Raw genomic sequence first — 11,628 nt, 5'->3', positions numbered from 1 at the left:
CGTCGCCGGCGCGGGGGAGCCGCGCTCCGCCCGCCCGCGGTCGTAGCCTTCGCCCCTCGTCCGCCGCCCGGGCCCGGCCCGGCCGCGCGCGGACGATCCCCCGACCGACGCCCCCCCGAGACGACCATGGACCGCTTCTTCCGCATCTCCGAGCGCGGCAGCACCGTGCGCACCGAGGTCCTCGCAGGCCTCGCGACCTTCGCGACGATGGCCTACATCCTCGCCGTCAACCCCGCGATCCTCGGATCGGTGGCCGACGGCACGGGCCTGAAGCTCGACCACGCCGCGCTCGTCACCGCGACGGCGCTGGTCGCCAGCCTGATGACGATCGCGATGGGCGTCTTCGCCAACGTCCCGATGGCCCTCGCCGCCGGACTCGGGATCAACGCCTTCGTGACCTACGCGCTCGTCGCCGGGCGCGGCCTGGACTGGTCCGACGCCATGGGTGTCGTCGTGATCGAGGGCGTGATCATGCTCGTGCTCGTCCTCGCCGGGCTGCGCGAGGCGATCATGAACGCGATCCCCGACGTGCTGAAGCGCTCGATCGGCGCGGGCATCGGGCTCTTCATCGCGCTGATCGGCCTCGTCAACGCGGGGATCGTGCAGCACCCGAAGGACGGCGGGACGATCGTCGCGCTCAACGGCGAGATCGCCACGTGGAACACCCTGGTCTTCGTCGTCGGCCTGGTGGCGATCGCCGTCCTCGTGGCGCGCCGGGTCCCGGCGGCGCTGCTGCTCGGGATCCTCCTGGCGACCGTGCTGGGCATCGTCATCAACGGGATCGCCAGCGGGACGCCCGTGCCGGGGGCCGAGCTCCCCGACGGCGTCACGTCGACCCCGGACTTCGGACTGGTCGGCGACGTCTCGTTCAACGTCTTCGACGTCCTGGGCGTCGGCGCGGCGATCGCGGTCGTCGTCGCCGTCCTGATGGCGAACTTCTTCGACGCGATGGGCACGGCACTGGCCGTCGGCCGCCGCGCGGAGCTCGTCGACGACGAGGGCCGCCTGCCGATGCTGCGCCGGATCCTGCTCGTGGAGTCCGCCGGCGCGATCGCCGGCGGCGCCGCCTCGGCGTCGTCGAACACGATCTTCGTCGAGAGCACCGCCGGTGCCGCACAGGGCGCCCGGACGGGGCTGGCCAACGTCGTCGCCGGCGTCGCCTTCCTGCTCTGCATGTTCCTGGCCCCGGTCGCCGCGGTCATCCCGTCGGCAGCGACGGGCCCCGTCCTCGTCGTGGTCGGCGCGCTGATGATCGGGCAGATCGCGTCGATCGACTGGGACGACATCGGGGTCGCGTTGCCGGCCTTCGCCACCGTCGTCCTGATGCCCTTCACGTACTCGATCGCCAACGGCGTCGGCGCGGGCGTCATCCTCTACGTCCTGATCGCGGTGCTCCGCGGTCGCTGGCGCGACGTGCACCCCCTCCTCGGCGCCGTCGCCGCCGTCTTCGTCTGGTACTTCTCCTACGGGACCGTCTGACCCCATGATCTCGCGCCTGCTCCTCACGACGCTCCTGACGTGCTCCGTGGCCCTCGCCGCCTGCGGGGGCGGCTCGGGCGGCGACTCCACGACCGCCGTGTCGGCGACGACCACGGCGTCCGCGCTGGAGAAGGACGCCAAGGGCCTGGACGCCGGGATGGCGAAGGACGCCGTCGGCGCGGTCGGCATCTGCGGGCCGCTGGCCCAGATGCGCCTGCTGGAGTCGACCGTCCGGCGGTTCGACGCGGCGACGGAGCGCCTGCAGGTCTCGACGCTCGGCTTCCCCGATGGCGCCGGCCGATCGCTGGCCGCGTTCACGCAGCGGCAGCGGACGGAGTCGGAGGACTGCGACGTCTACCTCGCGGAGGACGCCGCGCAGGTGACCGCGCTCGCCGCGGACGGCGGGCTCTACGACCTGGCGCCGGCGCTGAAGGACTGGAAGGCGCAGGCGGGCTCCCCGGCGATCGCCCCGGTCCTCGTCGGCGATCGCGCCTTCGGCCTCCCGATCCGCTCGGGCCGGGCGTCCGGCGTGCTGGTGGCCGCGGTCCACGGGCGCAACGCGGGCGGGGCGCTCGAGGTGATCCGCGAGCTCTCGGGTGCGCAGCGCACCGAGGCTCCCTGAGTCCGGCGGGCCACGAACTGTGGCCCGGCACACAGCGTCGTCCGGTTGACGGGACGGGCGTACGTGATACGGTACGACCCATGGCGACGATGTCCCCGGGGACGGAGATCCCCGACAGCGAGCGGGAGCGGATCCAGATCGGACCCCGCGTCCGCGCGCTGCGCGACAACATGGGGCTGTCGCTGCGGGACCTCGCGGAGCGCTGCGGCGTGTCGGCCACGACGCTGAGCCAGGTCGAGCGGGGGGAGAGCTCGCCGACGCTGCAGGTCGCCGCGCGGATCGCCGCCGGCCTGGACCTCAAGCTCAGCCAGCTGCTGCGCCTGGACGAGGGCGGCTCGGTCACGATCGTCCGCGCCGACGAGCGCCGCCGCGGCGGGTCGCCCAAGCGCGGCCACGTCGTCGAGATCCTGACCGCCCCGCTGCCGGGCCAGCGCAGCGAGCTGACCCGTCACGAGCTCAAGGGCGGGTCGCGCACCGGCAACGTGGGGGACCCTCCGATGCACGAGCCGGGCACGCGCGAGATCGCGCTCGTCGAGGAGGGCGCCGTCGTGCTGCACTGCGACGGCGTGGACCACCCGCTGGCCGAGGGCGACTGCGTCACGTTCGACGCGGACCTGCCGCACCACTTCGAGAACCCCGGCCCGGGGACCGCCGTCCTCCTGGCCGTCGTCAACGCGGGGCTCCGCCGCAGCTGAGCGGCCGCCCCGCCCACCGCGCCGCGCGTCTCGCCCGTCCCCTCGACGCGCGACGACGACGGCGCACCGAAGACCTTCACCACACCCACCACCCTCACGAGAACGCCATGCCGAAGACGCTGTTCGACAAGATCTGGGAGACCCACGAGGTCGCCGACGGGCTGATCTACATCGACCTCCACATGGTCCACGAGGTCACGAGCCCGCAGGCGTTCGACGGCCTGCGCCTGGCCGGCCGCCCCGTGCGGCGCCCGGACAAGACGCTCGCCACCGCGGACCACAACGTCCCGACCGACGGCACCCCCGTCGCGGCACGGATCAAGGACGCACTCTCGCGCGTGCAGGTCGAGACGCTCGAGAACAACTGCGCCGAGTTCGGCGTGCCGGTCTTCTCGCTCGGCTCCGACCGCCAGGGCATCGTCCACGTCGTCGGTCCCGAGCAGGGCATGACCCAGCCGGGCATGACGATGGTCTGCGGCGACTCCCACACGGCCACGCACGGCGCCTTCGGCTCGCTGGCGTTCGGCATCGGCACCTCCGAGGTCGAGCACGTGCTCGCCACGCAGTGCCTGGTGCAGAAGAAGCCGAAGTCGATGCGGATCAACTTCGTCGGCGACCTGCCCTTCGGCGTCACCGCCAAGGACATGATCCTCGGCGCGATCGGCCAGATGGGCGTCGACGGCGCCGTCGGCCACGTCGTCGAGTTCGCCGGCCCGGCCGTCGAGGCGCTCTCGATGGAGGGCCGCATGACGATCTGCAACATGACCATCGAGGGCGGCGGCCGCGCGGGCATGATCGCGCCGGACCAGACGACCTTCGACTACGTCCAGGGCAAGCCCGCCGCGCCGACCGGCGCCGCGTGGGACGCCGCGGTTGCGACCTGGAAGCAGCTCTACACCGACGAGGGAGCGACGTTCGACCGCGAGATCGACGTCGACGTCACCGCGCTGTCGCCGCGCGTCACGTGGGGCACGACGCCGGACATGGTCGTCGGCGTCGACGGCACCGTCCCGACGCCCGAGTCCTTCGACGACCCGGCCGAGCGCGGCCAGGCCGAGCGCGCGCTGGAGTACATGGGCCTGAAGGGCGGCGAGCGGATCGAGGACATCTCGATCGAGCGCGTCTTCCTCGGCTCCTGCACCAACGGCCGCCTGGCGGACCTGCAGGCCGCCGCCGACGTCATCAAGGGCCGCAAGGTCGCCGACGGCGTCTACGCGATGGTCGTCCCGGGCTCCGTCCAGGTGAAGATCGCCGCCGAGGAGCTCGGCCTGGACAAGGTCTTCACCGCGGCCGGCTTCGACTGGCGCGGCGCGGGCTGCTCGATGTGCCTGGGCATGAACCCCGACGTCCTCTCGCCCGGCGAGCGCTGCGCCTCGACGTCCAACCGCAACTTCCAGGGCCGCCAGGGCAAGGGCGGGCGCACGCACCTCGTGTCCCCGCAGATGGCCGCCGCCGCCGCGATCGCCGGCCACTTCGTCGACGTGCGCACCTTCGACCCCGCGGGCGACCGCGAGCCCGTCGCCGCCTAGGCACGGACCGGACTTCGAGAGCAAAGGACCCCTCCCATGGATCCCATCAGCATCATCGAGGGCAAGGTCTCCGACCTGCCGCGCGACGACGTCGACACCGACCAGATCATCCCCGCGCGCTTCATGAAGCGCGTCGAGCGGACCGGCTTCGGCGAGTTCCTCTTCCACGACGCCAAGGAGTCGGCGAGCTTCGACGTCGAGATCGGCAACCCGATCCTGACGTCGGGCGCGAACTTCGGCTCGGGCTCCAGCCGCGAGCACGCGCCGTGGGCGCTGGAGGACGCGGGCTTCCGCGCGATCATCGCGACGTCGCTGGCCGACATCTTCGCGTCGAACTGCACGAAGGTCGGCCTGCTGCCGATCGAGCTGCCCGAGGAGCAGGTGCGCAAGATCGCCGCCGCCGGCACGGCCCGGATCGAGCTCGAGTCGCAGACGGTCGTCGCCGGCGGCGAGACCTTCTCGTTCGACATCAACCCCGAGACGAAGCACCGCCTCCTGAACGGGCTGGACGACATCGGCCTGACGCTGAACGACGAGGGGGCGATCACGCGCTACGAGGAGGCGCGCGCCGCCTCCCCGTTCCCGGGCCCGAGCTCGCTGTCGCTGCCCCCGCAGGGGCCCGACGGCAGGACGATCCAGACGACGCCCGTCGCCTGAGCGGACGGGGACGGCGCCGATGAGCACGAGCTGCGACCGGCGCCCCGCCCGGGGCGCCGGGGGTGCGCGATGAGCGACACCGACGGCCCCCGCGACTGGGAGGCCCGCACGTACGACCGCGTCTCCACGCCCCACCGGGCGTGGGGCGGCGACGTGCTGGGCCGCCTGGACCTGCGCGGCGACGAGACCGCGCTGGACGCCGGCTGCGGCACCGGGCGCGTTACGGCCGAGCTGCTGAAGCTCGTCCCGCGCGGCCGCGTGATCGGCGTCGACGGCTCGCCGTCGATGATCGCCCAGGCCGGACGTGTCCTGCCGCGGTCGGTCGAGCTGCAGGTCCAGGACCTCACCGCCCTGGTCCTCGCGGCGCCGGTCGACGTGATCGTCTCGACGGCCACGTTCCACTGGATCGCCGATCACGGCGTGCTGTTCTCGCGCCTCGCCGACGCGCTGGTCGCCGGCGGCCGGCTGGAGGCCCAGTGCGGCGGGGCGGGCAACATCGCGTCGGTCGCCGCGGCGATCGGCCGGCTCCGCGAGCGCGCGCCGTGGGACGACGCGTTCCTCGGCTGGGTCGACGACTGGAACTTCGCGGAGCCGGGGGAGACCGAGGAGCGCCTGCGCGCCGCGGGCTTCGTCGACGTCCGCTGCTGGCTGGAGCCGCGGCCCGTCGTCCTCGACGACGCCCACGCCTTCCTGCGCACCGTCGTCCTGGGCAGCTACCTGGAGCGGCTCCCCGAGGAGGCCCACGACGACTTCGTCGAGGCGGTCCGCGAGGAGCTCGAGGTCGACGGCGTCGTGACGCTGGACTACGTCCGGCTGAACATGAGCGCGACCCGCGGCGAGGAGGGCGCCCCGGCGCCCGTGGCGGTCCCGGGCGAGGCGATCCCGGAGTCGCCCGAGGACATCGCCGCGCGGCTGCGCGGCTGAGTGAGGTCGGGCACGCCGGACGTGCAGAGCGTGGCGCAAGGGTACTCATCTGGCGCATGCGCGCTCGCTCCCGTCGCTCCGGCGTCCGCTCGATCACCCGCTTCCGGCTGCGCCACCTGGCCGGCGAGAGCCTCTGGCTGATCCCGGCGTTCTACGTCTGCCTGGCCCTCGTCCTCGTCGGCCTGACGGAGCTCGTCCCGGCGATCGACATCATCTCCGCGCCGGAGGTCGACGCCACGCTGCTGACGTCGATCGCGTCGGGGATGCTCGCGCTGGCGGGCTTCGTCATCACGATCGCGTTCATCACGGTCGAGTTCGCGTCGATCGCGCTCTCGCCGCGCCTCGTCGGCATCCTGCGCCGCGACCGGATGGTCAAGCGGGCGCTCGGGCTGTCGTTCGGCGCGTTCACCTACGCGACGATCGGCGCGCTCATGGTCCACCCAGGCCGCAACAGCACCGACGACGTCTTCGGGATCGTCGCGACCATCTGGTCGATCCTCGCGGCGGTGATGTTCGTCGTGATGCTCGACCGGATCTCCAACACGCTGCGCGCCGGCAACGCGGTGGCGACGGTCGGGGACAAGGCTCGCAAGGAGCTCGACGTCGTCCACCCCGTCGCGTTCGGCGTGGAGGGGGACGCACCGCTGGCGGCGGCCTCGCCCGAGGCCCCGCTGACCGCGCCGTCGGACACGGTGATCGAGGTCCACGAGGCAGCCGAGCCCGAGTACTGGGACGGCGACCGCGACGCCCCGCCGACGCGCCGGTTCCTCGGCGACGGCCCGACGACGCTGCACCACGAGGGCCGTCCGGGCGTCCTGGTCGCCGCCGACCTGATCCGGCTCTCGCGCGTCGCCACGAGGGCCGGGACGCGCATCGACCTGCAGGTGCCGGTCGGACGCTTCGTGCCCGTGCACTCGGCGCTCCTGCGCATCGACGGCGTCCCCGTCGCCGACCACGAGGACGACCTGCGCGCGGCGCTGGCGTTCGCGAGCGAGCCGACGCTGTCGGCGGACCCGCGCCACGCGTTCCGGGTCCTCGTCGACATCGGCCTCAAGGGGCTGGCGCCGGGCGTCAACGACCCGACGACGGCGGTTCAGGCGATCGACCAGATGCACGACCTGCTGCGCCGGCTGGCGTGGCGGCAGCTCGGCGAGCTGCGCGTGCGGGACGCCCGCGGCCACGTGCGCGTGACGATGCCGGCCCCGACGTGGGGCCACTACCTGCGGCTCTCGTGCGAGGAGCTCGCGGACTTCGGCGCCCGCCACGCCCAGGTCCGCCGCCACCTGCGCGTGATGCTCGACGACCTCTGCGAGTGGGCGCCGGAGGAGCGCCGCGAGGCCGCCCGGTACCAGCGGGATCGCACCGAGGACGCGCTCGGGGCGCTGCGGGCGAGCTGAGGGGCGCCGGGAGCGTCACCGCGGCGACGGCGGCCGTCCCGGGCCGGGCGGGGGCGATCGTGTCGGGGCCCGCCCATCGTCGAAAGAACTGATCTCCGATATAGATTCTTGCCGGATGGGCCGCCAGGGTCGCCACGACATGCTCCGCCTCGATCCCTCCACCCACGCCCACGGTCCCGTCCGCCCTCCGACGTGCCCGTCGTCGCGCGGCAGGGCAGGGGCCGTCGGCCGCCCGGGCTCGAGCACGTGGTCGGGCCGCAGGCGCGGGGCCGGAGGCCACCATGGACGCTGAGCGGCCCCAGGTCGGCGCCGACGCGCATCCGCCGGCACTGGCCGTGCGGCTGGGAGGACGCGCGGTCGACGCCAGCCGCGGCGCCGACCGGCTGCTCGAGGCGGCGGCCCGGCTCGACGCGGCCGGCGTCGACGCGCTTCTGTGGGCGGCCCCCGGCGAGGACGACACCACCCCGGCGCTGGACCCCGCACTCCTGTCGGCCACCGTGGCCGCGGCGACCGCCCGGATCGGCCTCGTCGTCCCCGTGGACGCCGGCCGCGACGCGCCGTTCACCGTCGCCCGCCGCCTGGCGGCGCTCGACCACCTCTCCGGCGGCCGGGCCGCCTGGCGGCTCCGCGGGGGCACCGCGGGCCGACGCCGCGAGCTCGTGGACGTCGTGACGGCGCTGTGGGACAGCTTCGACGACGGGGCGATGGTGCGCGACCGCGAGACCGCCCGGTACTACCGCCCGGAGGGACTGCGGACCCCGCACCACCGCGGGCCGGACTTCACGGTGCGCGGGCCGCTGAACGTCTCCCGCCCGCCGCAGGGGCATCCGCCGCTGGTCGTGGACGGCTCCGTCCCTGAGGACCTTGCCGGCGTCGACGTCGTCGTGGGCCGCGAGCTCCCGGGGGATCGGTCGGCCGGGGACGGGGCCGATGCAGCAGGGCGTCGTGGGGCGGCGCCGTCACCGACCCCGCGCCTGCCCCGGCGGTGGGTGCCCGTCGCCGTCGGGGCCGGATCTCCGCCGCCGTCGCCGGCAGCGTTCCGGCGAGCGCTCGCCGAGGCGGGCGCGGACGGCGTGCTGCTCCTGGTCCGCGATCCCGAGGGCCTGGACGCCGCAGTCGTCGCGGCGGCCTCGTGGCCCGGCGCCGCGGAGTCCCGGGCGACGACCCTCCGGCAACGGCTCGGGCTGCCGCGGCCGCCCGCCCGGGCCCGGCGCCCCGCCCCCGACGTCGAGCGCCCCGTCGTCCCGCGACGCCCGGCGCCGTCGACGACCGCCGAGGACGCGCGATGAGCGCCCCGCGCCGGCTGGTGCTCAACGCGTTCCTCAAGCCGCCCGGCGAGTACCTCGCCGCCTGGCGGCACCCTGGCGCCCGGCCCGACGCCGGCGTCTCCCTCGGCGCCTTCACCGACCTCGCACGGAGGGCGGAGCGCGCCGGCTTCGACGCGATCTTCCTCGCGGACCTCGTCGCCGTCCCGCTCGAGAGTCCCGACGTGCTCTCCCGGGTCTCCGTCGTCAACGATGCGCTCGAGCCCCTCGCGCTCCTGAGCGCCCTGGCCGCCCGGACCGAGCGGATCGGCCTGATCGCCACCGCGTCGACGACCTACCACGACCCGGTCGACCTGGCCCGCTGGTTCGCGACGCTCGACCACCTCTCCCACGGCCGCGCGGGGTGGAACGTCGTGACGTCGCTGAGCGACGCCGAGGCGCTCAACCACGGCCTCGACGCGCACCCGGACCACGCCGGCCGCTACGCCCGCGCCGAGGAGGCGGTCGACGTCGTCCGCGCGCTGTGGGACGCGGGGGCGACGGCGGACCGGCCGGCGGGGCGCGTCCGCCACCACGGCGAGCACCTCCGCGTCGACACCGTGCCGGAGGTACCCCGACCGCCACAGGGCCGCCCGGTGCTCGTGCAGGCCGGGTCCTCCGACGCCGGTCGCGATCTGGCCGCCCGGACCGCCGACGTCGTCTTCGCGGGGGAGACCGAGCTCGGCGCCGCGCAGGAGCTCTACGCCGATCTCAAGGGCCGCGCGGCCGCGCACGGCCGCGACCCGGACGGGCTGATCGTCCTGCCCGCCCTGTCGGCCGTCGTCGCGGCCACGGCGGAGGAGGCGCGCGGCCGCCACGAGCGGCTGACCGCGCTGATGCCGCCGCAGGTCGCGCTCGCGGACCTCGCCTACCGGCTCGGCGGCCACGACCTGACCGCCCACCCGCTGGACGGTCCCCTGCCCGACCTCCCCGCCGGCAGCGGCTCGCTGACCCACCACCGCCAGATCTACGACGCGGCCCGCCGCGACGGCCTGACGATTCGGCAGCTGGCCCGCCGGATCGGCGACGACCACCGGTCGATCGTCGGCGACGTCGCGACGGTGGCCGACCACGTCGAGACCTGGTTCCGCGGAGGCGCCGCCGACGGCTTCAACGTCGTCTTCCCGGTGCTCCCCGAGGCCCTGGACGCGACCGCGGGGCTGCTGCTGCCGGAGCTGCGGCGGCGCGGGCTGCTGGCGCCGGTCCCGGGGGACGGGAAGCCGGCGTACGGCGGCACGCTGCGCTCACGGCTGGGCCTGTTGGCGCCCGGCGCACCGCCGGCCTGACGGCGCCCGGACGCGCGACGCGGTGGGTCTCGCCGGCGCTCCCGCGGCGGCCCGATCCATCCGCGCCGCGCCGCGCACGCGGGCGCTCGCGGCGTCCCGGATTCCGGACGTCCGTACGTGCTTCCGCGGGGCGCACGGCGGGGGAGGAGGGTCGCCGAATATCCTCGGAGGCCATGTCGCACGCGATCGCAGTCCTGCCCGGTGACGGGATCGGCCCGGAGATCACCGCGCCGACCCTCGAGATCCTGAACGAGCTCGGGGACTTCACGTTCACCGAGCACCCGTTCGGCGGCGCCTCGATCGACGCGCACGGCACGGCGCTGACCGACGAGACGACGGCGGCCTGCAAGGCGTCGGAGTCCGTGCTGCTCGCCGCGGTCGGCGGCCCGAAGTGGGACACGACCGACCCGAACGCGCCGCGCCCGGAGCAGGGCCTGCTCGGCCTGCGCAAGGAGCTGGGCCTGTTCTCCAACCTGCGCCCGGTCCGCCCGGTCCCGGCGCTGTACGACGCCTCGGCGCTCAAGCGCGAGGTGCTGGACGGCACCGACCTGCTGGTCGTCCGCGAGCTGACCGGCGGCATCTACTTCGGCGAGAAGACCCGCACCGCGACCGACGCGTCGGACCTCTGCCACTACACCGTCCTCGAGGTCGAGCGCATCGCCCGCTCCGCGTTCGAGACGGCCCGCAAGCGCCGCAACCTCGTGCACTCGGTCGACAAGGCCAACGTCATGGAGACGTCCCGCCAGTGGCGCGAGGTCGTCCACCGCATCCACGCCGAGGAGTACGCGGACGTCGAGCTGCGCGACCAGCTCGTCGACTCCTGCGCGATGGAGCTCATCGCCCGCCCGACGCAGTTCGACGTGATCGTCACCGAGAACCTCTTCGGCGACATCCTCTCCGACGCCGCCGCGATGCTCTCCGGCTCGCTCGGCATGCTGCCGTCCGCCTCGATCGGCGACCCGTCGCAGCCCGGCATGTTCGAGCCCGTCCACGGCTCCGCCCCCGACATCGCCGGGAAGGGGATCGCCAACCCGCTGGCGATGTTCCTCTCCGCCGCGATGATGCTCCGGTACGACTTCGGCCTCGAGGCCGAGGCCACCGCCCTGGAGTCCGCCGTCGACGGCGCCCTGGGCGACGGCCTGCGCACCGGCGACCTGGGCGGCAAGGCGACGACCGCCGAGGCGCTGGCCGCGGTCCGCAGCCGCCTGCAGTAGCGCCCCGGCCCGAGGCGGCGGGGCGTCCCGCCGGCCGGATGACGGCGCGGCCGCGGGCCGCCCGCGAATGCGGACCCGCGCTGTCCGCGATGCGGGGGAGGATCGCTCCATGAGCTCGTCCCCCGCAACACCCACCCCGCCGGCCATCACCGGCCTGGACTTCGTCGGCATCCCGACGCAGGACGCCGAGCGCGCCCGCCGCTTCTACGGCGAGACGCTCGGCCTCCGGCCCGACGACCACGCCGAGTTCGAGTTCTGGATCGGGGGCACGTGCGTCGGGATCTGGGAGCCCGAGCGGCAGGGCCGGCCGTTCGCCCCCCAGAAGAACGCGCACCTCGCGCTCCACGTCGACGACGTGCCGGCGGCGAAGGCGGCCCTGGAGGCCCGTGGTGTGACGTTCCACGGCGACGTCTTCGACACCGGCGTCTGCCACATGGCGCTCTTCACCGACCCCGACGGCAACGACCTGATGCTCCACCACCGGCACACGCCGACGCGCGGCTGAGCCGCGGTCCACCGGT

11 protein-coding genes are annotated in these 11,628 nt (G+C 74.6%); all 11 read left to right on the top strand.

The features are described 5' to 3' along the window. The first annotated feature begins 126 nt into the window (after positions 1 to 126). Positions 127 to 1,479 (top strand): NCS2 family permease, encoded by a 1,353-nt coding sequence (locus AB0L40_RS08315; protein WP_364352000.1) that lies wholly within the window; start codon positions 127 to 129, stop codon positions 1,477 to 1,479. A gap of 4 nt (positions 1,480 to 1,483) precedes the next feature. Continuing rightward, the gene (locus tag AB0L40_RS08310; protein WP_364351997.1) at positions 1,484 to 2,101 is read left to right on the top strand and encodes a hypothetical protein; all 618 of its coding nucleotides are present in this window, start codon (positions 1,484 to 1,486) and stop codon (positions 2,099 to 2,101) included. An 80-nt stretch (positions 2,102 to 2,181) separates the two neighbouring features. Continuing rightward, positions 2,182 to 2,796, top strand: a complete 615-nt coding sequence (locus AB0L40_RS08305; protein ID WP_364351994.1) for an XRE family transcriptional regulator — start codon at positions 2,182 to 2,184, stop codon at positions 2,794 to 2,796. A 107-nt stretch (positions 2,797 to 2,903) separates the two neighbouring features. Further along, entirely contained in the window at positions 2,904 to 4,325 is a 1,422-nt protein-coding gene (gene leuC, locus AB0L40_RS08300; protein WP_364351991.1) for a 3-isopropylmalate dehydratase large subunit, read from the top strand. 36 nt (positions 4,326 to 4,361) lie between these two features. Beyond that, positions 4,362 to 4,982, top strand: a complete 621-nt coding sequence (leuD, locus tag AB0L40_RS08295) for a 3-isopropylmalate dehydratase small subunit (protein WP_364351988.1) — start codon at positions 4,362 to 4,364, stop codon at positions 4,980 to 4,982. Between the two features lie 69 nt (positions 4,983 to 5,051). Next, complete coding sequence (locus AB0L40_RS08290) at positions 5,052 to 5,906, top strand: methyltransferase domain-containing protein (protein WP_364351985.1); 855 nt, start codon at positions 5,052 to 5,054, stop codon at positions 5,904 to 5,906. Between the two features lie 56 nt (positions 5,907 to 5,962). Next, positions 5,963 to 7,303, top strand: a complete 1,341-nt coding sequence (locus tag AB0L40_RS08285) for a DUF2254 domain-containing protein (protein WP_364351982.1) — start codon at positions 5,963 to 5,965, stop codon at positions 7,301 to 7,303. 281 nt (positions 7,304 to 7,584) lie between these two features. Next, the gene (locus AB0L40_RS08280) at positions 7,585 to 8,592 is read left to right on the top strand and encodes an LLM class flavin-dependent oxidoreductase (RefSeq protein WP_364351979.1); all 1,008 of its coding nucleotides are present in this window, start codon (positions 7,585 to 7,587) and stop codon (positions 8,590 to 8,592) included. Then, a complete protein-coding gene (locus AB0L40_RS08275) occupies positions 8,589 to 9,893 on the top strand; it encodes an NtaA/DmoA family FMN-dependent monooxygenase (protein WP_364351976.1) in 1,305 nt (434 codons plus the stop codon). Before AB0L40_RS08280 ends, AB0L40_RS08275 begins: the two co-directional genes overlap by 4 nt. 173 nt (positions 9,894 to 10,066) lie before the next feature. Then, complete coding sequence (gene leuB, locus AB0L40_RS08270) at positions 10,067 to 11,107, top strand: 3-isopropylmalate dehydrogenase (protein WP_364351973.1); 1,041 nt, start codon at positions 10,067 to 10,069, stop codon at positions 11,105 to 11,107. 109 nt (positions 11,108 to 11,216) lie between these two features. After that, positions 11,217 to 11,612, top strand: a complete 396-nt coding sequence (locus AB0L40_RS08265; protein ID WP_364351970.1) for a VOC family protein — start codon at positions 11,217 to 11,219, stop codon at positions 11,610 to 11,612. Positions 11,613 to 11,628 lie beyond the last annotated feature (16 nt).

The organism is Patulibacter sp. NPDC049589 (assembly GCF_040675535.1).
Classification (GTDB): domain Bacteria; phylum Actinomycetota; class Thermoleophilia; order Solirubrobacterales; family Solirubrobacteraceae; genus Patulibacter.
This window is presented reverse-complemented; position numbering and strand designations above follow the sequence as displayed.